A 19,303-nucleotide genomic window follows, 5' to 3' on the forward strand; every position below is an offset into this window, starting at 1 on the left:
ACAGATCAGCCAAGGCTTGCCCGGACATCTGCCATCGGGATGAAAACACGGTGCAGGTTGTCGGGGTCGCCCAGCGGCTGGAAGCCGAGATCGGAATAGAACTCCCAGCGGCGCTCGAAATGCTTGTCTTCAAGCACGTCGAGAACGATAGCCGCCGCGCCCACTTGCTCCGAGATACCAAGGCAGCGCTTCATGGCGTCGACAAGGAGGGCGGTGCCAAGCCCCTTTCCCTGCATGTCCTCGCGAACGGCGACGGCACGGACGTAGATCACCGGTATGTCCGGCACTCCGGCGCGCTGCCGTTTGTTCGGACCGAGGTTGGCTCGGACCGCCATCGCACCCAAAGTGTAGAAGCCAAGAACGGCAGAATCGCCCTCGGCAGTGGCAATCCATGCGGTCACCATGTCGGCCTTGATCTGGCTTGAGAGCGAGGATTTCAGGAAGTTGTCGATTGGCCCAAAGCCGCAAGAAAAGGCGCTGCGGTCATGCAGCGCCTTGTCGAATTTGGCGATTGTCAGGGCGGGTGTATTCGCTGTGGTGTCAGTCGGCATCCTTGAGGAGGCCTTTCGACGCTTCGGCTGCGCGCGCCAGACCCGGCACTACCTTACCCGGGGCTTCGACGGCTTTCCGAAATGCCTCGAAGGCTTCGGTAGGCAGGATGGAGAGTGACATGCGCTGCTCCACCTCCTGCGCGCGCAGCAGGGCGGCCTGACGGATAAAGTCGGCTTCCTGCAGGCCGGTCGCGGCCGCAGCGGCCTTGATCCGCTCTTCATCGGCGCGATGCAGACGCAATTCCTTGCGCGCTTCCATCTTGCCCGCTGTGGGTGTCGTTTCTGGGATGGCAAACATGATTGGTCTCCTTCGCGGCATATGTACGGTATAACGCCGTACATGTCAAGATTTGCGCTTGACAGGAGGGCAGTGATCGGCCTGCCGATCGTGGTCGAAGCTTCAACCTAATCCACAAGGCGCACTATGCCCACCCCCCGCGAAACCATCCTCGCCGCGCTGCATACCCGGCTTGCGGCACTGCCCGCCACCGCGCTCCGCGGTGAGGTGCTGCCCGAGCGCGTGCCGACCGAGGGCCTGCTGATCCTGCGCGACGGCGAACCGGGCGCGCCCGAGGTGACGCTGTCACCGCTGCGCTATCATTACCAGCACCGCGCCGAAATCGAGGCGGTCGTTCAGTGCGGAGACCGTGACGCCGCCTTCGATACGCTCTGCGCCAGCATCGGCGGAACGCTCGCCGCCGACCGAACGCTGGACGGGCTCTGCGACTGGGTCGAGGCGGAAGCGCCGCGCCCCGTGGACCTGCCAGTCGAGGGCGCGGCCAGCCTGAAGGCGGCCGTGATCCCAGTGGTTCTTCACTATTCCACGGCTGATCCGCTGGCCTGACTGGATCAGGTTCTCAGGTTTCGCTCTGCACCTTGCGGGAGCAGGACGAGTTGACCTCGGCACCGCTTTCGATCGTCAGGGTCGTGTAGGAGATTTCGCCGGAGACTCTGGCGCCCGAGTGCAGCTTGACATCGCCGCCGAATATCTTGCCCTCGAACCGTCCCTTGACCGCGATGCTTCTGGCCTGAAGCTCGCCAATGGCCGAACCGCTGTCCTCGATGATGATGGCATCTGCAGAGACCTTTCCCTCGACATGCCCCAGCAGTTCCAGGGCGCCGGGCGCGGAAAGTTCGCCGGTGAGTTTTGCGCCAACCGCGAAATGCGATCGCCCGCCTCGGGACCCGGCTGAGGGCTGGCCGCCTGGTGCGTCGGGTGACTGGGACATGTTTGCGGATCCAATCGGATAGAGAGTTCAGGGTTTCCTGCCGGAACGGTTCTGGCATCCCGACCGAGAGTAATCGGTCCTGGCTGGCAGAAGATAGATCAAAAAGCAGGTTCATAGATCAAAAAGCAGGTTCAAGGAGATCACCATGGCACGAGCCCAAGGAGCGCGGGCTAGACTGGCGCTTGCGTTCGAGACAGTCTATGGCACGCCGCCGGTGAGCGGCTTTTTGAGGCTGCCCTTCGCCAGCACCTCGCTCGGCGCGGAGCAGCCGCTGCTCAATTCCGAACTTCTGGGCTACGGCCGCGATCCGCTGGCGCCGATCAAGGACGCGGTGACGGCCGACGGCGATGTGGTCGTTCCGATCGACGCGGAGGCGTTCGGGTTCTGGCTGAAGGCGGCGTTCGGTCAGCCTGTTACCACCGGCACTGACCCCTGGACGCACGAGTTCCAGTCGGGCGCGTGGGTCTTGCCGAGCCTCTCGATCGAGACCGGCATGCCGGAGGTGCCGCGCTTTGCGATGTATTCCGGCTGTGTCCTCGACCAGATCAATTGGCAGATGCAGCGCTCTGGCCTGCTGACCGCAACCGCCCGGCTGGTGGCGCAGGGTGAGATCGTGGGCACGACGACCAGCGCAGGGACGCCCGCTGATCTGACGCTCAGGCGCTTCGGCCATTTCAACGGAGCCATCACCCGTAACGGCTCTGCCCTCGGCAACGTGGTTTCAGCCGACATCACCTATGCCAACAACCTCGACCGGATCGAAACCATCCGCTCGGACGGCCGCATTGACGGGGCAGACCCGTCAATCGCCGCGCTGACCGGCTCCATCGAGGTGCGCTTCGCCGATCAGACGCTGGTGACGCAGGCGATCAATGGCGATCCCTGCGAGCTTGAGTTCGCCTACGCGCTGCCCTCGGGCGAGAGCTTGCGCCTGACCGTGCACGCCGTCTACCTGCCGCGCCCGCGCATCGAGATCTCCGGTCCGCAGGGCGTGCAGGCCACCTTCGACTGGCAGGCCGCCCGCGACAGTACGGTTGGGCGGATGTGTACGGCGACCCTGATCAACGACCTTGAGGTATATTGATGCTGACTCTCGATCTGACCAACGCGCCGCGCTGGCACGACCTTGCCCCCGGCGTGCGGGTGCAACTCCGCCCGCTGACGACGGCCGTGATGGTCGCGACGCGCAGCGATCCGGTTGTCGAAAGCCTGCCAGATGAGGCCAGCGACGAGGAACGCGCCGTTGCCTTCGCCAAGGCGCTGGCGCGGCGGGCCGTGCTTGCATGGGAGGGTATTGGTGATGCTGACGGCAACGCCATCGATCCCAGCCCGGAGGCCATCGACGCGCTGCTCGACGTCTGGCCGGTCTTCGAGGCGTTCCAGCTGATCTATGTCTCGAAGGGCCTGCTGCTGGAACAGGAAAAAAACGTCTCCGCGCTCTCGCCGAATGGTCTTTCGGCGGGGGCGATCGCTACTGCGACGCCTGCGCGCAAGCGTGCGAAAACTGCCCGGCGCGGCTGAACCGTCCCGTCACATTCGAGGGCTGGCAGGTCTGGGACCTGGTCGGCCGCCTCGGTGGCCAGCTGCGTGTGCTGCCCGGTGCAGTTGTCGGCTGGGACATGTCGGCCGCGCTCGCGCTCGGCGATGCGCTGGGCGTGCCGCCGCTCGCCGCGGCCGAACTGCTGCCCGTCATCGAGGCGGTGATGGTTTTGAGGCTCAACGAGCAGATGGCGTCAGGCGGCCTCGAGCGGCGTGATGTCTGAGACGTCGATCGCCTCCCGCGCCCGCGCGAGATCCCAAGCGCGCTGGAGGTTCATCCAGTATTCCGGCGTGGTCCGGAAGAACGTCGCGAGCCTCACCGCCGTATCCACGGTGAGGGCGGTTTCGCCCTTCACCAGCCGCTCGATCCGCGTGCGGGGAACGTGAAGGCGCCTGGCGAGCGCGATCGGGCTCATGCCGAGCGGCTCCAGATACAGTTCGGACAGGACCTCGCCGGGGTGAGAGGGGGTCTTCATCAGTGTCATGTCGCGTCCTTTCAATGCCCGTTCAATGGTAGTCGACGATCTCGACATCGGCTGGCCCCTGATCGGTCCACACAAAGCAGATGCGCCACTGGCCGCTCAAGCGCACCGAATGCTGCCCGGCCCGGTCGCCTTTCAGTTCCTCGAGATGATTGCCCGGCGGAAACCGGAGATCTTCGGGAACCATGGCGGCATCGAGTGCCGACAGCATCGCCCGCGTTCGCTTGACCAGATCGGCCGGGAAACCCTTGCCGAACCGGTCTGCCACCGCGTTCGCCGCGCGCTTGCCCTTCGTGCTGACGATCATCGGCTCATGTATCACGTCACGATACATATTTCAAGGGGCGCTACAGCGCCCTCATCACTGAAACTTCGTAAACCGGAGGCATCGAAAAATGGCTGAGAAGAAGGTCAGCGTCCGCCTCGCGGCCGTGGGCGGGCGACAGGTGCGCGCCGAACTGGAGGGTGTCGGCGAGGCGGGTGCCCGCGGCTTCGGTCGGCTCAGCCGCGAGATGGAGGCGGCCAATGTGCGGATGGCGGCCTTCTCGCGCCGGGTCAAGGTTGCGGCCGCCGCCGCGGTGGCCGCCGCGATGGCCACGGGCGTGGCCATGGTCCGGTCCGGCCTCCAGACGGTCGATGCGCAGGCGAAACTGGCGCAGTCGCTGGGCACGACGGTCGCCTCGATCCAGACGCTGGAGCGCGCGGGGGAACTGGCCGGCGTGTCGATGTCCGGGATCGAGCAGGCCACCAAGGACATGACCCGGCGTCTGAGCCAGGCCGCGGCAAAGGGCGGCCCCGCCGCCGACGCGCTGGACCGGCTCGGGCTCTCGGCCAATGAGCTGATCGCCCTGCCGCTGGACCAGCGCGTGGGGGCAATCAACGCGGCCATCGAGGACTTCGTGCCGGTGGCCGAGCGCGCGGCGGTCGCGGGGCAGCTCTTCGGCGAGGAAGGCTCGATCGCCATGAGCCGGATCGACACTTTGAGCCTGCGCCAGGCCACGGACGACGTGCGCGCCTTCGGGATCGTGGTCTCGGAACAGGACGCCGATCAGATCGAGCGCACCAACGACGCCATCTCCCGGCTCGGGCTGATCTGGCGCGGGCTCTCGAACCAGCTCGCCGTCGCCGCGGCGCCGGCGCTCGAGGCAGTGGCCAACGCGATGGCGGCGGTCGCGAGCCGCACCGGCCCGCTCGGCCAGGCCATCAAGGCGCTTTTCGACAACATCGGCCGTCTCAGCACCTACGCGGCGACCTTCGCCGCCTTCCTCGCCGGCCGCTGGGCCGCGGGGCTCGCCGTCGCCGCGCTCTCGGTCCGCGGCCTCGCGACAGCCCTCGTTATCCTGCGCGGCGCGCTCATCCGCACCGGCATCGGGGCGCTGATCGTCGGCGCCGGCGAGATCGTCTACCAGTTCACGCGTCTGGTGCGCGGCGCGGGCGGCTTTGGCGAGGCGCTGAAGCTCATGGGCAACGTCGCAAGCGCGGTCTGGGACGGGATCAAGGTCACGGTCGCCTCCTTCGTGGACGATTTCCGCGCCATGCGCGCCGATATCGAGGCGATCTGGCTGCGGCTCATGGGATTTCTCTCCCGGAAATGGGCGGATTTTCTCGGCCGGATCGGGCCGACCTTCAACGCGGTCTCCGAGAAGATCGGCGCCGACATGCGGATCGACGTGATCGGCGCGGAAGCTCAAGCCTCGATGCTGGAGCATGCCGCCAGCAACGCCGGGCACAGGGCCGATGTCTATCACGGCCGCGCCACCGACACCCGGGCCCATGCCTTCGATGGCGTGCGGGAGGCCGTGGACACGCTCCGGGCAGCGATGCGGACCAGCGGCGAGGATGGCGCGGATGCGCTTGACGATGCCACGGCTGCCGCCGATCGGGTGAGCGACGCGCTCGACACCGCCGGTCGGGCCGGCCGTGCTGCCGGGAGGGCGACGGCCAAGGGGGCCGAAGAGGCCGCCACCGGCTGGGCGGCGGTCACGGCGACGCTCTCCGACTATGCTGGCAAGGCCCGCGAGATCGGCGACGATATCGGCCAGAACCTCGTGGGCGCGTTTCGCAGCGCCGAGGACGCGGTGGCCGAGTTCGTGAAGACCGGCAAGCTCGACTTCCGCGATCTGGTCACGTCGCTCATTGCCGATCTCGCCAAGCTCGCCGCGCGCCGCTTCATCCTCGGGCCGATCTCCAAGGCGCTCGGTGGCATTCTCGGCGGCGCCGGCGGGCTCTTCGCGGGCGTGCTGCATGCCGGCGGCATGGTGGGTGGCGACGGGCCCGCGCGCATGGTCCCGGCGATGGCCTTCGCCGCCGCGCCGCGGATGCATGGCGGTGGTTGGGCCGGGCTCAAGTCGGACGAAGTCCCGGCGATCCTTCAGCGCGGCGAGCGCGTGCTCTCACGCCGCGAGGCGCGAGGCTACGGCGCCGGCGGTGCTGTCACCATCAACATCCACGCCCGCGACGCCGAAAGCTTCCGGCAATCACGGACGCAGATCGCGGCCGATATCGCCCGCGCGGTCTCCATGGGCCGGAGAGGGCTGTGAGTGCGTTCCGCAGTCGACCAGCACGCGCCACTGGTTCGAGCGTGCCGGTCGACGGAACCGGTTGCGGCGGACAGAGCACGAACCACGGAGACTTGCCATGGCGTTTCACGAGGTCCGGTTTCCCGACGACATCAGCCGCGGCGCGCGCGGCGGGCCCGAGCGGCGCACGCAGATCATCGAGCTCGCCTCAGGGGACGAGGAACGCAACGCCAGTTGGGCGAACTCGCGGCGCCGGTTCGATGTCGCCTACGGCATCCGCCGTGCCGACGATCTCGCCACAGTGGTGGCCTTTTTTGAAGCCCGCAACGGCCGGCTTTACGGCTTCCGGTTCAAGGACTGGGGCGATTACAAGTCCTGTCTGCCCTCAAAGGCGCCGGCGTCCACGGATCAGGCGATCGGCACCGGTGACGGCGCGACGACCGCCTTCCATCTGGTCAAGCGCTACGCGTCGGGCAGTCAGACATGGGTGCGGACGATCACCAAGCCGGTGGCAGGGTTGGTCTGCATCGCACTTGGCGGCACTGAGCAGGGCAGCGGCTGGTCGGTCGACATCACCATGGGCGTCGTGACCTTCGACAGCGCACCGGCGGTGGGCGTTGCCATCACCGCCGGCTTCGAATTCGACGTGCCGGTCCGTTTTGATAGCGACACGCTCGACGTGACGCACGATCTCGAGCGGTTGGGCTCGATCACCTCCATCCCTCTGCTGGAGATCCGGCGATGAACGACAATAGCGGCTTTCTGGCCGCCGTCCTGCGCGAGCTTGCGGCCTCGACGGCCGTGATCCTCGCCGCCTGGGGCGCGCTCGGCGGGGCGACGAATGCGCTGACCACCAAGATGCACTTGCGCGATGCGCTCCGGCACATCCTGCTCGGCGGGCTGATCGCCGCCGGCATGGGCAGCCTCTCGATGGCCGTCATCGCGGCCTGGCTGGGACTGCAGCCCGAGGCCATCCCCGCAGGCGGAGCGGCGGGGTCCGCCGCCTATCTGGTCGGCGTCTTCGGCCCGGCCTTCATCGAGGTCGTCCTGGCCCGGCTGCGGGCCGCGAAGGGGGGCGGCGGCGATGACTGAGCTCGCGCGCTTCCTGCGCAATCTCAGGCGCGACGCGGGCGATCCGCGCGAGACCTTCGCCCACCGTCTGCGCATCGGCTTGGCCGTCGCGGCGCTGATCCTGCTCATCTCGGCCTTGAGGTAACCCCATGCACATGACAGATCGCGGCCTGCTGGCCCTGGCCCGGCACGAGGGGCTGGTGCCCGGACCCTACCGCGATATCACTGGCACCTGGACCTTCGGCGTTGGCCACACCGCCGAGGCCGGGCCGCCCGATCCCGCCACCATGCCGCGCGGCATGCCCGCTGACACGCAAGCCGGCATCCGCGAGGCGTTCCGGGTCTTCCGCGCCGACCTCGCGCGTTACGAGGCGGATGTGCTGCGCGCCGTGACCGTGCCGCTGGAAAGCCATGAGTTCGATGCGCTGGTGAGCTTTCACTACAACACCGGCGGCATTGCGAAGGCCGCACTGACCCGGCGTCTGAACGCGGGTGATCGCAAGGCGGCGGCCGCGGCGTTCATGGGCTGGCTCAGACCCGCGGGTATCCGGTCCCGGCGCGAGGCGGAGCGCGATCTCTTCCGGCAGGGCCGCTATCCCGGCGGAATGATCCCGGTCTGGGCGGTCGACCGCGCGGGCCGGGTCGACTTCTCACGCCCCGTTCGCCGGCTGACCGGCAGCGAGGCGCTGGCGCTGCTTCGCCCGGCGTCACCGCCGCGGCTACCGGTCCTCGAACCTGCATCCGACGCGCCCGCCGGCTGGCTGGCCCGGCTGGTCGCGTTCCTCTCCACCCTGATCCGGAGGACCTGACCCCATGCGCTATTTTCGCCCAAACTCGCTCACCTGGTGGGCGGGCTGTCTCGCCATGCTCACCGGCATCGCGTCCCTGGCGCTGCCGGCGACTGGCCCGCTCTCCGAGATTTCCCGCCTCGTCGCGCTGCTCGCCGGCAGCGGCGACGCGTCGCCCGCGGGGCTCGTGTTCCTCGGGCTCGGCCTCATTGGCCTGCGCGACCGGGTCGAGCGCGGGTTTCGGGGGCCGCGCTGATGCTGTGGTCGCTGATCGTCACCGTCTGCCTAGCATCAGGCGGCGACGTCATGTGCCAGGAGATGCGCTGGCACATGATCGAGAGGCAAGCGGCATGCGACCGGATGCTCGCCGGCGAGCGCCGACGGCTCGAAGCGGCCGGGCCGGCGATGGTGGTGGCGCGCTGCATCGAGGGGTGGTTCGCATGACCTTCTGGCTGCTCGGCACCCGTCTCGGGCGCTGGCTCACTGGCGCCGCCGCGGCGGTGCTGGCGGTGCTGACGCTGCGCACCCGGTGGCGGGCCGAGGGCCAGAGGCAGGCAGAGAGGGAGGCCGACAGGGATGCAATCGAGAGGGTGGAAGACGGCAATCGGGCCGTGGTGCGCGGCCGCAGCGACGATCCTGCTCGGCGGCTGCGTCGCAACGACGGGCAATGGCGGTGATGCCGGCTGCCTCGGCTACGCCATCGCACGCGCGCAGATGCCCTCGGCGGAGAGCGTGCCGGCAGGGGTCTGGGGCACATGGATCGCCGATCTCGATGACCGCATGACGGGAACCTGCCGATGAAGACGCTATCCCCCGCCCTTCAAGCCCACCTCATTGAGGGCACCACCACGCTCGCCTGGTGCTGGCGGATTTCGCGCGCCGATGGTGTGACGCTGGGCTTCACCGACCACGACCGGACGCTGAGCTTCGACGGAACCCAATTCGAGCCCGAGAGCGGACTGACCGCCTCGGAGGTCCGGTTCGGCTCCGATCTCTCGGTCGATGCGCAGGACGCGACGGGCGTGCTGACCTCGGAGCGCATCACCGAGACCGATATCCTCGACGGCCGCTGGGACAACGCCGAGGTCGAGGTCTGGCGCGTGAACTGGGCCGACACGGGCCAGCGCTTGCTGATGCGGCGCGGCGCCATCGGCCAGATCCGGCGCGGGCGGTTGGCCTTCGTGGCCGAGGTGCGCAGCCTCGCGCATGTGCTGGGCCAGACGGTCGGGCGGACCTTCCAGGCGACCTGCGATGCCGCGCTCGGCGACGCGCGTTGCGGGGTCGATCTCGAGGATCCCGCGTTCAAGCGCGCGGGCGCGGTGATCGACCTCCTGCGCGAGCGGGCGTTTACCGCCTCGGGGCTCGACGGCTTTGCCTCCGGCTGGTTCACCTTCGGCACGGTGGAGTGGACCAGCGGCGCGAGCGCCGGGCGCCGGGCGGAGGTGCTGGGCCATGACGTGGCGGGCAGCGTCGCGACCATCACGCTGCTCGAGGCGCCGGTGCGGGGCATCGCCGCGGGCGACGCCTTCATCATCCGCGCCGGCTGCGACAAGCGGATCGAGACCTGCAGCGCGAAGTTCGCCAACACCGTCAATTTCCGAGGCTTCCCGCACATCCCCGGCCAGGACACGGTCCTGCGCTACGCCACCAGGGACGGTGGCCACGACGGGGGCGTGCTGTGACCAACGTCGTTTCCAGCGCCAACCCCACGCGTGTCATCGCCATCGCGCGATCCTGGCTCGGGACGCCGTATCACGATCAGGCCAGCCTTCGCGGCGTTGGCTGCGACTGTCTCGGGCTGGCGCGCGGGGTCTGGCGCGAGGTCGTCGGCCCCGAGCCGTTTCCGATCCCACCCTACAGCCGAGATTGGGGCGAAACCGGCCCGCGCGAAGTGCTGGCCGAGGGCGTGCGCGCCATGATGATCGAGGTGGAGCCCGGCGTGGCTGCGCCCGGCGCACTGGTCCTCTTCCGCATGAAGCCGCGTGCCATCGCAAAACATGTCGGGATCCTCACCGGTCCCGGCGCGTTCCTTCACGCATACGAGCGGCTCGGCGTGATCGAGGAACCGCTCACCCATGCCTGGCGCCGGCGCATCGCCTTCGCCTTCCTCTTTCCTCGCGAGGTCTGACCCGTGGCAACGCTTGTTCTCGGTGCGGTCGGATCGGCCATCGGCGGCACGATCGGCGGCGGCATCCTCGGTGTCAGCGCCGCGACCATCGGCGGCTTTGTCGGCTCCAGCATCGGCTCGGTTGTCGACAGCTGGATCGTCTCGTCGCTCGCACCCAGCCAGCGGATCGAAGGGCAGCGGCTCGATACGCTGCGCATTACCTCATCGACCGAAGGCGCGGTGATCCCGCGCGTCTTCGGCCGCATGCGCATCGGCGGCAACGTCATCTGGGCCACGGATTTCCGCGAGGACATCAGTGTCACGACGAGCGGCGGCGGCAAGGGTGGCGGCGGGGGCGGCAAGGTCACGACCATCGAGTATCTCTATTCCGCCAGCTTCGCCGTGGCGCTTTGCGAAGGACCGATTACCGGCATCGGGCGGATCTGGGCCGATGGCAAGCCGCTCGACATGACCGGCATCACCTGGCGGTGGTATCAGGGCAATGAGGCGCAGGAGCCCGACCCGTTCATCGCCGCGAAGATGGGTGCGGGCGCCACGCCCGCCTGTCGCGGAACGGCCTATGTCATCTTCGAGGATCTTCCGCTCGGCGACTACGGCAACCGCATCCCGCAGCTTTCCTTCGAGGTCTTCCGGCTGCTCGCGGATCCCGACACTGCCGAGGGGCTCGTGAAGGCCGTCACCATGATCCCGGCCGCGGGCGAGTTCGTCTATGCCACGACCGGCGTTCGCAAGGGGCTCTTCGGCGGGCTTTTTGGCGGGCTCTTCGGGGCGCAGGGCGCGGAGAACCTCAATGCGCTCTCCGATACCGCCGACTTCGTTGTCGCGCTCGACCATCTGCAGGCGATGGCGCCGAAGGTCGAAAGCGTGAGCCTCGTCGTCGCGTGGTTCGGCGACGATCTCCGGGCCGGGGATTGCGAGATCAGGCCCGGCGTCGAGCTTGCCGTCAAGAGCACCTTTCCCCAGACATGGAGCGTGAACGGCGTGAGCCGATCCGCGGCCCGTCTTGTCAGCCGCGACGACGACGACCGGCCGGTCTATGGCGGCACGCCGGCGGATTTCACCGTCGTGCAGGCGATCCGGGAGATGAAGGCGCGCGGGCTGCGCGTGACCTTTTATCCCTTCCTGCTGATGGACGTGCCATCGGGCAATACCCTGCCGAACCCGTACTCGGACAACGCCGCCGAGGCCGGCCAGCCCGCGCTTCCCTGGCGCGGGCGCATCACCTGTTCGCCAGCGGCGGGCTATGCCGGCAGCGTCGACAAGACCGCCACGGCGGGGGCCCAGGTCGCGGCGCTCCTTGGCTCGGCGCAGCCGGGGGACTTCACGGTATCCTCGGGGCCGGTGGGGACGCCTTACGCGGGCGTCAGCGCCACGTCCGCGCCCGACGAGAACTACGCCACCATCGCCTGGCCCGGCACCGTCGTCACCGGCGGGGCACCGGCGGCGCAGGCGGGCCAGGCGTGGCGGATCGAACTCACCCAGACCGGCGGCACGGTGACGCTCACCATCACCGCGGCCCTGACCAACGTTGAGAGCGGCACCACCCGCTGGCTGGTCACCCCGCGCACCGTGTCCTGGCCGGCGCAGACGGTGCGGGTCCTGCGCACCGATATCCCCTCCGATCCGGGCGACGTGAGCGTGGCCTTCACCGGCGCGCCGGGCGACTGGGGTCTGCGGCGCATGGTGCTGCACTACGCCCATCTCTGCGCCGCCGCCGGCGGGGTCGACGCCTTCCTGATCGGCTCGGAGCTGCGCGGGCTGACCACGATCCGTTCGGATGCGTCCACCTACCCGACGGTGCAGGCATTGCGCGATCTCGCCGCCGACGTCCGCTCGATCCTCGGGGCGGGGACGCAGATCAGCTACGCGGCCGACTGGTCGGAGTATTTCGGGCATCAGCCCGGCGACGGCAGCGGCGACGTCTTCTTCCATCTTGACCCGCTCTGGGCGGACGGCAATGTCGATTTCGTCGGCATCGACAACTACATGGCCGTAAGCGACTGGCGCGACGGGTTCGACCATCTCGACGCGCAGGCGGGCTGGTCCGCGATCCATGACCGCGCCTACCTGCAGGCCAACATCGCCGGCGGCGAAGGGTTCGAGTGGTTCTACGCCTCCGATGCCGACCGCGTGGCGCAGGTCCGCACGCCCATAACCGATGGCACCGCCGGCAAGCCGTGGGTCTTTCGCCCGAAGGATCTGCGCGCCTGGTGGTCGAACCAGCACTACGACCGCCCCGACGGGGTGGAAAGCGGGACACCGACGGCGTGGACGCCGCAGTCGAAGCCGATCTGGTTCACCGAGCTCGGCTGCCCGGCCATCGACCGCGGCACCAACCAGCCCAACGTCTTCGTCGACCCGAAGTCCTCCGAGAGCCTTGTTCCCTACTTCTCGCGCGGCTGGCGCGACGACGCCATCCAGCGCGCCTGTCTCGAGGCGACCTACCTCTTCTGGGGCGCCCCGGCGAACAACCCGATCTCCGGCGTCTACGGCGGGCAGATGGTCGAGGTGCCGGAATGCGCCGCCTGGACCTGGGACGCGCGGCCCTATCCGTTCTTCCCCGAACTCGCGGAAGTCTGGTCGGACGGGCCGAACTGGCGGCTCGGCCACTGGCTGACGGGGCGGCTGGGCGCGGTGTCGCTGGCGGCGCTCGTGCGCCACCTCTGCACGCGCGCCGGGATGCCCGCGGAGCGCATCGACGTCTCCGGCCTCTGGGGCGCGGTCGAAGGCTACGCCATCGGCGCGCTGGAAAGCCCCCGCGCCTCGATCACCATGCTCGCGCGGCACTTCGGGTTCGATGCCGTCGAGACCGAGGGCGTGATCCGCTTCGTCATGCGCGGGCGGGCAGCGGTGGCGAGCGTCAGCCCCGACGATCTGGTCGCCGCGCGCGAGGGCGACGTCCTTGAGCTCACGCGCGGCCAGGAGACCGAGTTGCCGCAGGCGCTCAAATGGCAGGTGGCGCGGGCCGACGAGGACTTTGATGCCGCACAGGTCGAGGCAAGGCGGATCACCGTCGACACCACCCGCATCGCCTCGGAGTCCTTCCCCGTCGCGGTCCCGCCCGAGGTGGCCGAGCGCGGCTGCCGCCGCGCGCTGATGGAAGCGTGGGTGGGGCGCGAGACGGCGGCGTTCCGCCTGCCGCCCTCAAGGCTCGCGCTCGACCCGGCCGACGCGATCCGGCTTGCCCATGACGGCCGCGAGGTGGAATTCCGCCTCGTCTCGATCGCCGACGCGGACGCCCGCGGCATCGAGGCGGTGCGCCAGGACCGCGAGGCCTACGACCTGCCGCCAGGGCAGGCCCGTTCCTCGACGTTATCCAGGGCGGTCGTCTTCGGCGCGCCCGTGGCGGTGCTGATGGACCTGCCGCAGCTCAGCGACGGCTGGCCGGCGCACCGGCCGCTCATTGCGGCCTATGCGGTGCCGTGGCCGGGCGAGATCGCGGTGTTTCGCAGCCCGTCGACCGACGGCTTCGAGTTGCTCACCAGCCTCAGCAGGCGTGCCCGGATCGGCACGCTGGTCTCGGACCTCTACGCGGGGCCGACCTCGCGCTTCGATCTCGCCAATGCGGCTGTGGTCGATCTGTTCTCGGGCACGCTCGAGAGCGTCACCGACCTGACGCTCTTTGGTGGCGCCAACGCGCTGGCGATCGAGAGCGCACCTGGCGTCTGGGAGATCGTGCAGGCCGGCGCGGCCGAGCTCATCGCGCCCGGCCGGTATCGCCTGACGCGCCTGCTGCGCGGCCAGCGCGGCACTGAGGCCGCCATGGCCGACCCGGCGCCCGCCGGCGCGCGGGTGGTGGTGCTGGACACCGCGCTGGCGGCGCTGCCGATCGCCGAGGCCGATCTCGGGCTTCCCTGGAACTGGCGCATCGGCCCGGCCAGCCACCCGGCCAGCGACGAGACCTACATGGCGCAGGCCTTCACGCCCGCGGGCGTGGGGCTGCGGCCGTTTTCCGTCGCACATGTCGAGCAGCCGTGGCGCACGCCGCGCACGCCCGGCGATCTGACCATCCGCTGGACACGTCGGTCCCGGGCTCTCGCGGCCGACAGCTGGGGCGCAGTGGAGGTGCCGCTGATCGAGGAGGTTGAAGCCTATGAGGTCGATATCCTCGATGGCGCTGCGGTCGAGCGTACGCTGACCACTACCACGACCAGTGTGATTTACTCGGCCGCCGAGCAAACGGCGGATTGGGGTGCGCTGCTCGGCCCCGGCGACACGCTCGATATCCGCATCTTCCAGCTCTCCGCCCTCGTCGGGCGGGGCGCGCCCAAGACACTCACGCTGACCTTCTGAAGGATACATCATGGCCGACGCCACCACGAACCTGCTGTTGCCCTACCTCCTGGCTGCACAGGCCCAGAAGCACGTCACCCACAACGAGGCGCTGCGGCTGCTCGACGGCCTCGTGCAGCTCTCGGTCCTCGACTGTGACGTGACCGCGCCACCCAGCAGCCCGGCCGATGGCGACCGATACATCGTCGGCTCGGCCGCGACGGGCGACTGGGCGGGCTGGGATCTGAACGTTGCGCTCTGGACCGATGGCGCCTGGCTGCGCCTGCCGCCGCGGACCGGCTGGCGGGCATGGATCGAGGACGAGGCTCTGCTGCTGGTCTACGACGGTACTGGCTGGGTCGGCACAACCCCATCTTCTCTGCAGAACCTTGCGCAGCTCGGGTTGGGCACGACCGCAGACGCCTCGAACCCGTTCTCGGCCAAGCTGAATGCAGCGCTGTGGACAGCCAGGACCATCGCCGAGGGAGGCACCGGCGATCTCTTCTTGCAGCTAAACAAGGAGGCCGCAGGCGACGATCTCGGGCTGACCTTGCAGACCGGCTTCGTGACCAAGGCGCTGGTCGGCCTCTTCGGCTCGGACCGCTTCCGGCTCGCGGTCTCCGCCGACGGCAGCACCTTCTTCGACGGGTTGAGCGTCGACAACGCCAATGGCATCGTCGACCAGCCCCGGTTGCCGCGGTTCAAGGCGTACACGAACTACGACAACTATGTTGGCGTCGGGACCTGGACGAAGATCGGCCTCAACAACACCGACTACAACGACCAGGGCGCATTCGACGCCGGGACCGGCCTCTTCACAGCACCCGTCGACGGCACCTACCTCTTCGGCGCGACGCTGCTCTACAAGGTCAATGCCAGCACCTCCGCGCGCATGCGCGGGCGGCTCGTGTTGAACGGTTCGACCGAAATCCGGGGCTCCTTTGGCGAGAGTTCGGCCACCCATGTTTCGCTCGCCACCGCCATCTGGCTGCAGACCATGGTGCCACTGACGGCCGGCGATACCGTCGAGCTGCAGGGGTATTTCCGCGCTCAAGATGGGTATTTCGCGGCGGATCACACGTCCTTCTGGGGCGCGAAGGTGGGGTGAATGGAGGGACGCTCGGCTAAGGCTACTTCGCCCGCAACTGACGCGGAACACTGCGCACTCTCGGAAATATGGCGCCGTGAAAATGTCGACGGGCCTCAGCCCGCGTTTTCGAGCGCGCACGCTACATGCCCGATGACGTCGTCCTGCTGGGCATCGCTCATGTCGGAGCCCGAGGGCAGGCAGAGCCCGGCCTCAAAGAGGCGCTCGTCGATGCCCGTGCCATGATAGGGGACGCCGGCGTAGAGCGAGCAATGCCCGAAAGTTGGTGACGGCTTGATCAGGCGGCGGCTTGAAGTTGCTTGATCCCGTCCTTGAACGCAATCCCCTGAACGATCTCGGGCAGCCGATTGGCGCCGTCGAGTTTTCGCCATTTGGTCTGGGCAGACATCATCAGGCGGAAGGCCATGGCGAGGCCGGTTTTCCGGCTCAGACAGCCCCTGGTCTTGCCGGTGCGGTGGCGGACGGTCGCGAAGATGCTCTCGATCGGGTTTGAGGTCCGGATATGCTTCCAGTGTTCCGCGGGGAAGTCATAGAAGCTGAGCAGCACCTCACGATCCTTGACCAGTTTGGCGACCGCCTTGTCGTATTTCACACCATATGTCGCGACGAAGAAGTCAAAGGCGGCTGCGGCATCCACCCGCGTTTCAGCCTGCCAGATGTCGTGCAGATGACCTTTTGCCTTGGCCTGAACCGACTTCGGCATTGCGTTCAGCACGTTACCTGTTTTGTGGAACCAGCAGCGCTGCTCTTTCGTCGCGCCAAAGACCTCGCGCAGAGCATTCCAGAAGCCCAGGGCGCCATCGCCAATGGCCAGGTCAGGCACATGGGTGAGCCCGCGTCGCTGCAAATCAAGGAGCAATTCGCGCCAGCTTTGGGTGCTTTCACGATAGCCGTCGGCCAAACCGATGATCTCTTTGCGGCCCCACTCATCCGCTCCGATCAGCACCAGAACGCATTGTTTTTCCTCGGCCATTCGGGGCCGGAAATAGACGCCATCCGCCCAGATGTAGACGAACCGCCGCGCGCTCAGATCGCGCCGTTGCCAGCGTTCGTATTCATCCCACCAGTCAGCCTTGAGCCGCGAGATCGTGGTCGAAGACAGCCCGGCGGCATTGGGGCCAAGCAGGGCCGCCAGCGCTTCCTGGAAATCACCCGTGGAAATCCCCTTCAGATACAGCCAGGGCAGAAGCTCCTCGATGAATTTGGCCTTGCGCAGATAGGGCGGCAGGATCGATGAGGTGAACCGGATCTTCTCGGCCTCCCCGCCACGATCTCGCACCCGGGGCACCTTTACGGCCACAGGACCGATCCCGGTCATCACCTCACGTTCCGGCAAGTGCCCGTGGCGGACAAGCCGCGCCCGACCGTCTTCGGTGGTCTCACGGCCATGAGCATCGAGCAACGCGGCCAATTCGGCCTCAACCGCCTGCTGGATCAGCTCTCGCGCCCCGGCGCGCAGCACGTCCGTCAGCGGATCAGATGAAAATCCATGTGGATCAGGCAAAGCTGCGAGGGTAGTCTTCGTCATGTGGCATATCCCTTTCTCTCAGGAGAATTGACGGCGTTCTGAACACCGCCATGATATGCCGCCCCTCAGGGGCCATCACCAACTTTCAGCTATAGCTCCGTAGAGCGGCTGGAAGTGCATCGGCTTCCAGACCGGGCGCGCCTCGATGGCGTGATCGAGTAGTCCGTCCTTCTCTATTCGGCGCGTTTAGGTCAAGCGCTTTCGAGCTTTCCGCCGCATTGGCACTCGGTGTCTACGATCATGCAGGTTCGGCAGACCAGCCAAATCAGTTGGCGCAAAAAGACCCTCATACCAACGGCATGGGACTTTGACTCGGTGGGCGATTCCCATTTTGGCCCGCCTGTGATTCACTTCTTGCGAAGCAAGGAGGACAATCATGGCAGTCGAGATTACGCGAACGGAACTTTCGGCCTGCGGCGGGAGGCGGCGCGGGTGAAGGACGCACGGGCCTCGCGCCGGATGCTGGCGCTGGCGCAGGTTTTTGAGGGCAAGAGCCGGACCGAAGCGGCCGAGAGCTGCGGTATGGATCGGCAGACCCTGCGCGATTGGGTCCATCGCCACACTACGCGACTCCCGCCCGTAATCGTTTTTTGATGGCCACTTTCGTACCGAAGATCGGGGTGGTTTCGTTTGTTTTGAGACGGCGGCGCAGCTCATCGAAACCAGTCCTGAACCAGGATTTTGAACAATACCCGTGTTTTTTCCGGGCGGGGTATTTTGTCCCCATGAGCTTGGATGCTGTGTGACAGGCCATGGCGAGCGCGATTGCGGAGATAGCGATCAGAAGGCTCAACCTTTGGGAGAGTTTCATCCTCGTATCCTCGAGGTTCAGCCCCTTTGTTTTGCTATCAGCAAACATGCATTCGATGAACCAGCGCCACCGATAGTATCGAAGGATGCGCGATCCGCCAAGCGGCTCGGAACAGGCCACGATCAGCAACTCTCCCCCTTTGATGCGCCGTGCGCCGAAGTGCAGTTCAAGGGCTGGTTGACCCGCCTTGGCGGGAAAGGTCGCGGTAAAGCCACGCTCCCCCTTACAGCGCGACAGGTAAGACCGCAGCGAGTATTCGCGCCCCTCAACGACAATGAGATGATCTTCCTTCACGCGGATTGCGAACGGAATGTTCTCGTCCTTGAGAAACCTGAACCATTCCTGTCCAATGAATTCTCGATCAGCAAGGAACATGCGCACGGTCGATGCGTTGAAGCGTGCCAGGTAGCGCCGCATCAGGGCAATGCGCTGCTGTGTCGTGCTGTTGCCCGAATGGTTCAGGAAGGTCCACATGAGGGGAACGCGGTAGCGCTCGGTGACCACGGCCAACACGAGGACGTTGACATCGGATTTGCCGATCTTCCAGTTGGTTCGATCAAGACACAGGTACCAACGATCAGGATTGCCGATCAGCGCCATGACGATGCCAACACTCCAGTCTTCGGGCAAGATCATATGTTGAAAGAAACGTTGCAGACGGCGGTAGGTTGACGCAACTTTTGCGCGAGCGGGCCGCTCTGCAGCAATATGGGTCAGGTTGACAGTGCGGGCGCTGATCATACCCAGTACGAGCAGGCAGAGCGTCTCAACGCGTGACTTGCCCAGCGGTACATGCGGGGTTAACAACTTCTGCAGATCGGCGAGAGCGAAACTGGTCATGGATGAACTCCTTGCAGAGAAAGAGTCCGTGTTCAGAATCGATCTCGTCGATCGGCGCCAGCTCTAAAATCTGAAAATCCACCCAGTGTCGTGTAGTATGACTTCAGAGGCTGTTTTTCGGCCATCGGTTCCGGGCGGTGACGGAAAATCAATGACTTATGGGCTTTGAGAGGGTGAAATCTCGTAATCTTTGTAGTCCCGGAGAGAAGCGAGGGCCCGCGAAAGACACCGAATGCCAATGCGGCGGAAAGCTCGAAAGCGCTTGACCTATAGCGAGTTGCGATCTTTACGATTCAGGATTTCCATGAAGCTTGATCTGTGATTCTCTGTCTGCAGGGCAGATATGGGGGTTTGAGATGGGTAAACCGCATCCTATGGCACTTCGGGAGCGCGTTGTCGCTTTTGTGGAGGAAGGGCATTCACACCGGGCTGCTGCC

At 66.8% G+C, this 19,303-nt stretch carries 23 protein-coding genes and 1 pseudogene; 17 read left to right on the forward strand and 7 right to left on the reverse strand.

Annotated elements, in window-relative coordinates:
• Positions 1 to 5: 5 nt before the first annotated feature.
• Both DL899_RS16110 and DL899_RS16115 read right to left on the reverse strand, forming a co-directional pair.
• Complete coding sequence (locus DL899_RS16110; RefSeq protein WP_111735382.1) at positions 6 to 551, reverse strand: GNAT family N-acetyltransferase; 546 nt, start codon at positions 549 to 551, stop codon at positions 6 to 8.
• Complete coding sequence (locus DL899_RS16115; protein ID WP_162685611.1) at positions 541 to 849, reverse strand: type II toxin -antitoxin system TacA 1-like antitoxin; 309 nt, start codon at positions 847 to 849, stop codon at positions 541 to 543. Before DL899_RS16115 ends, DL899_RS16110 begins: the two co-directional genes overlap by 11 nt.
• Before the next feature lie 126 nt (positions 850 to 975).
• Here DL899_RS16115 and DL899_RS16120 point away from each other — a divergent pair, with 126 nt between their 5' ends.
• Positions 976 to 1,395, forward strand: a complete 420-nt coding sequence (locus DL899_RS16120) for an acyl-CoA transferase (RefSeq protein ID WP_111735384.1) — start codon at positions 976 to 978, stop codon at positions 1,393 to 1,395.
• Positions 1,396 to 1,408: 13 nt separating this feature from the next.
• On the opposite strand, the gene DL899_RS16125 is transcribed toward DL899_RS16120, so the two are convergent.
• Positions 1,409 to 1,780, reverse strand: a complete 372-nt coding sequence (locus tag DL899_RS16125; protein ID WP_111735385.1) for a bactofilin family protein — start codon at positions 1,778 to 1,780, stop codon at positions 1,409 to 1,411.
• Between the two features lie 145 nt (positions 1,781 to 1,925).
• Between DL899_RS16125 and DL899_RS16130 the strand changes: the two genes are divergently transcribed.
• From DL899_RS16130 to DL899_RS19915, 3 genes are all read left to right on the forward strand, one after another.
• Entirely contained in the window at positions 1,926 to 2,864 is a 939-nt protein-coding gene (locus DL899_RS16130) for a phage tail tube protein (RefSeq protein ID WP_111735386.1), read from the forward strand.
• On the forward strand, positions 2,864 to 3,301 hold the full coding sequence (locus tag DL899_RS16135; protein WP_111735387.1) for a hypothetical protein: 438 nt from the start codon (positions 2,864 to 2,866) through the stop codon (positions 3,299 to 3,301). Before DL899_RS16130 ends, DL899_RS16135 begins: the two co-directional genes overlap by 1 nt.
• A gap of 98 nt (positions 3,302 to 3,399) precedes the next feature.
• Positions 3,400 to 3,543 (forward strand): DUF7697 family protein, encoded by a 144-nt coding sequence (locus DL899_RS19915; protein WP_239494733.1) that lies wholly within the window; start codon positions 3,400 to 3,402, stop codon positions 3,541 to 3,543.
• Here the strand turns inward: DL899_RS19915 and DL899_RS16145 are convergent.
• A complete protein-coding gene (locus tag DL899_RS16145) occupies positions 3,514 to 3,804 on the reverse strand; it encodes a HigA family addiction module antitoxin (RefSeq protein WP_111735389.1) in 291 nt (96 codons plus the stop codon). The genes DL899_RS19915 and DL899_RS16145 overlap by 30 nt on opposite strands.
• 22 nt (positions 3,805 to 3,826) lie before the next feature.
• The gene (locus tag DL899_RS16150; protein WP_111735407.1) at positions 3,827 to 4,108 is read right to left on the reverse strand and encodes a type II toxin-antitoxin system RelE/ParE family toxin; all 282 of its coding nucleotides are present in this window, start codon (positions 4,106 to 4,108) and stop codon (positions 3,827 to 3,829) included.
• 88 nt (positions 4,109 to 4,196) lie between these two features.
• Here DL899_RS16150 and DL899_RS16155 point away from each other — a divergent pair, with 88 nt between their 5' ends.
• The 12 genes from DL899_RS16155 to DL899_RS16210 all read left to right on the forward strand — a co-directional run bounded on the left by DL899_RS16155 (position 4,197) and on the right by DL899_RS16210 (position 15,687).
• The gene (locus tag DL899_RS16155; protein WP_111735390.1) at positions 4,197 to 6,341 is read left to right on the forward strand and encodes a phage tail tape measure C-terminal domain-containing protein; all 2,145 of its coding nucleotides are present in this window, start codon (positions 4,197 to 4,199) and stop codon (positions 6,339 to 6,341) included.
• A gap of 97 nt (positions 6,342 to 6,438) precedes the next feature.
• On the forward strand, positions 6,439 to 7,065 hold the full coding sequence (locus DL899_RS16160) for a DUF2460 domain-containing protein (RefSeq protein ID WP_111735391.1): 627 nt from the start codon (positions 6,439 to 6,441) through the stop codon (positions 7,063 to 7,065).
• On the forward strand, positions 7,062 to 7,412 hold the full coding sequence (locus DL899_RS16165) for a hypothetical protein (RefSeq protein WP_111735392.1): 351 nt from the start codon (positions 7,062 to 7,064) through the stop codon (positions 7,410 to 7,412). Before DL899_RS16160 ends, DL899_RS16165 begins: the two co-directional genes overlap by 4 nt.
• Positions 7,405 to 7,536: a hypothetical protein gene (locus DL899_RS20120; RefSeq protein WP_275426799.1), complete on the forward strand. Its 132-nt coding sequence runs from the start codon at positions 7,405 to 7,407 to the stop codon at positions 7,534 to 7,536. Before DL899_RS16165 ends, DL899_RS20120 begins: the two co-directional genes overlap by 8 nt.
• A 4-nt stretch (positions 7,537 to 7,540) precedes the next feature.
• Positions 7,541 to 8,200 (forward strand): lysozyme, encoded by a 660-nt coding sequence (locus DL899_RS16170; protein ID WP_111735393.1) that lies wholly within the window; start codon positions 7,541 to 7,543, stop codon positions 8,198 to 8,200.
• 4 nt (positions 8,201 to 8,204) lie between these two features.
• Positions 8,205 to 8,435, forward strand: coding sequence for a hypothetical protein (locus DL899_RS16175; RefSeq protein WP_111735394.1), 231 nt, complete (start codon positions 8,205 to 8,207; stop codon positions 8,433 to 8,435).
• Positions 8,435 to 8,623, forward strand: coding sequence for a hypothetical protein (locus DL899_RS16180; RefSeq protein ID WP_111735395.1), 189 nt, complete (start codon positions 8,435 to 8,437; stop codon positions 8,621 to 8,623). Before DL899_RS16175 ends, DL899_RS16180 begins: the two co-directional genes overlap by 1 nt.
• Entirely contained in the window at positions 8,620 to 8,856 is a 237-nt protein-coding gene (locus DL899_RS16185) for a hypothetical protein (RefSeq protein WP_111735396.1), read from the forward strand. Before DL899_RS16180 ends, DL899_RS16185 begins: the two co-directional genes overlap by 4 nt.
• Before the next feature lie 120 nt (positions 8,857 to 8,976).
• Positions 8,977 to 9,861 carry a DUF2163 domain-containing protein gene (locus DL899_RS16190; protein WP_111735397.1) on the forward strand — a complete coding sequence of 295 codons (885 nt, stop codon included), beginning with the start codon at positions 8,977 to 8,979 and terminating at the stop codon, positions 9,859 to 9,861.
• Positions 9,858 to 10,307, forward strand: coding sequence for an NlpC/P60 family protein (locus tag DL899_RS16195; protein ID WP_111735398.1), 450 nt, complete (start codon positions 9,858 to 9,860; stop codon positions 10,305 to 10,307). The genes DL899_RS16190 and DL899_RS16195 overlap by 4 nt, the downstream gene beginning before the upstream one ends.
• 1,128 nt (positions 10,308 to 11,435) lie before the next feature.
• Positions 11,436 to 14,600 carry a baseplate multidomain protein megatron gene (locus DL899_RS19920; RefSeq protein WP_476705491.1) on the forward strand — a complete coding sequence of 1,055 codons (3,165 nt, stop codon included), beginning with the start codon at positions 11,436 to 11,438 and terminating at the stop codon, positions 14,598 to 14,600.
• Between the two features lie 10 nt (positions 14,601 to 14,610).
• Positions 14,611 to 15,687: a DUF2793 domain-containing protein gene (locus DL899_RS16210; protein WP_111735399.1), complete on the forward strand. Its 1,077-nt coding sequence runs from the start codon at positions 14,611 to 14,613 to the stop codon at positions 15,685 to 15,687.
• Between the two features lie 277 nt (positions 15,688 to 15,964).
• Here the strand turns inward: DL899_RS16210 and DL899_RS16220 are convergent, their stop codons facing one another.
• Positions 15,965 to 17,215 (reverse strand): IS256 family transposase, encoded by a 1,251-nt coding sequence (locus DL899_RS16220; protein WP_111735400.1) that lies wholly within the window; start codon positions 17,213 to 17,215, stop codon positions 15,965 to 15,967.
• A 373-nt stretch (positions 17,216 to 17,588) separates the two neighbouring features.
• Here DL899_RS16220 and DL899_RS19925 point away from each other — a divergent pair.
• A pseudogene (locus DL899_RS19925) lies at positions 17,589 to 17,785 on the forward strand (helix-turn-helix domain-containing protein); the annotation flags it as partial.
• Here DL899_RS19925 and DL899_RS16230 read toward each other — a convergent pair.
• Positions 17,778 to 18,866, reverse strand: a complete 1,089-nt coding sequence (locus DL899_RS16230) for an IS4 family transposase (protein WP_239494735.1) — start codon at positions 18,864 to 18,866, stop codon at positions 17,778 to 17,780. The pseudogene DL899_RS19925 and the gene DL899_RS16230 sit on opposite strands and share 8 nt — an antisense overlap.
• Positions 18,867 to 19,303 lie beyond the last annotated feature (437 nt).

Source organism: Roseovarius amoyensis, from assembly GCF_003260265.1.
Classification (GTDB): Bacteria; Pseudomonadota; Alphaproteobacteria; order Rhodobacterales; family Rhodobacteraceae; genus Roseovarius; species Roseovarius amoyensis.

What these genes read in the sequence shown, in the direction of transcription:
- DL899_RS16110 (WP_111735382.1), bottom strand. Translation starts at nt 551, where the DNA reads ATGCCGACTGACACCACAGCGAATACACCCGCCCTGACAATCGCCAAA.
- DL899_RS16115 (WP_162685611.1), bottom strand. Translation starts at nt 849, where the DNA reads ATGTTTGCCATCCCAGAAACGACACCCACAGCGGGCAAGATGGAAGCG.
- DL899_RS16120 (WP_111735384.1), top strand. Translation starts at nt 976, where the DNA reads ATGCCCACCCCCCGCGAAACCATCCTCGCCGCGCTGCATACCCGGCTT.
- DL899_RS16125 (WP_111735385.1), bottom strand. Translation starts at nt 1,780, where the DNA reads ATGTCCCAGTCACCCGACGCACCAGGCGGCCAGCCCTCAGCCGGGTCC.
- DL899_RS16130 (WP_111735386.1), top strand. Translation starts at nt 1,926, where the DNA reads ATGGCACGAGCCCAAGGAGCGCGGGCTAGACTGGCGCTTGCGTTCGAG.
- DL899_RS16135 (WP_111735387.1), top strand. Translation starts at nt 2,864, where the DNA reads ATGCTGACTCTCGATCTGACCAACGCGCCGCGCTGGCACGACCTTGCC.
- DL899_RS19915 (WP_239494733.1), top strand. Translation starts at nt 3,400, where the DNA reads ATGTCGGCCGCGCTCGCGCTCGGCGATGCGCTGGGCGTGCCGCCGCTC.
- DL899_RS16145 (WP_111735389.1), bottom strand. Translation starts at nt 3,804, where the DNA reads ATGACACTGATGAAGACCCCCTCTCACCCCGGCGAGGTCCTGTCCGAA.
- DL899_RS16150 (WP_111735407.1), bottom strand. Translation starts at nt 4,108, where the DNA reads ATGATCGTCAGCACGAAGGGCAAGCGCGCGGCGAACGCGGTGGCAGAC.
- DL899_RS16155 (WP_111735390.1), top strand. Translation starts at nt 4,197, where the DNA reads ATGGCTGAGAAGAAGGTCAGCGTCCGCCTCGCGGCCGTGGGCGGGCGA.
- DL899_RS16160 (WP_111735391.1), top strand. Translation starts at nt 6,439, where the DNA reads ATGGCGTTTCACGAGGTCCGGTTTCCCGACGACATCAGCCGCGGCGCG.
- DL899_RS16165 (WP_111735392.1), top strand. Translation starts at nt 7,062, where the DNA reads ATGAACGACAATAGCGGCTTTCTGGCCGCCGTCCTGCGCGAGCTTGCG.
- DL899_RS20120 (WP_275426799.1), top strand. Translation starts at nt 7,405, where the DNA reads ATGACTGAGCTCGCGCGCTTCCTGCGCAATCTCAGGCGCGACGCGGGC.
- DL899_RS16170 (WP_111735393.1), top strand. Translation starts at nt 7,541, where the DNA reads ATGCACATGACAGATCGCGGCCTGCTGGCCCTGGCCCGGCACGAGGGG.
- DL899_RS16175 (WP_111735394.1), top strand. Translation starts at nt 8,205, where the DNA reads ATGCGCTATTTTCGCCCAAACTCGCTCACCTGGTGGGCGGGCTGTCTC.
- DL899_RS16180 (WP_111735395.1), top strand. Translation starts at nt 8,435, where the DNA reads ATGCTGTGGTCGCTGATCGTCACCGTCTGCCTAGCATCAGGCGGCGAC.
- DL899_RS16185 (WP_111735396.1), top strand. Translation starts at nt 8,620, where the DNA reads ATGACCTTCTGGCTGCTCGGCACCCGTCTCGGGCGCTGGCTCACTGGC.
- DL899_RS16190 (WP_111735397.1), top strand. Translation starts at nt 8,977, where the DNA reads ATGAAGACGCTATCCCCCGCCCTTCAAGCCCACCTCATTGAGGGCACC.
- DL899_RS19920 (WP_476705491.1), top strand. Translation starts at nt 11,436, where the DNA reads ATGGACGTGCCATCGGGCAATACCCTGCCGAACCCGTACTCGGACAAC.
- DL899_RS16210 (WP_111735399.1), top strand. Translation starts at nt 14,611, where the DNA reads ATGGCCGACGCCACCACGAACCTGCTGTTGCCCTACCTCCTGGCTGCA.
- DL899_RS16220 (WP_111735400.1), bottom strand. Translation starts at nt 17,215, where the DNA reads ATGACGAAGACTACCCTCGCAGCTTTGCCTGATCCACATGGATTTTCA.
- DL899_RS16230 (WP_239494735.1), bottom strand. Translation starts at nt 18,866, where the DNA reads ATGACCAGTTTCGCTCTCGCCGATCTGCAGAAGTTGTTAACCCCGCAT.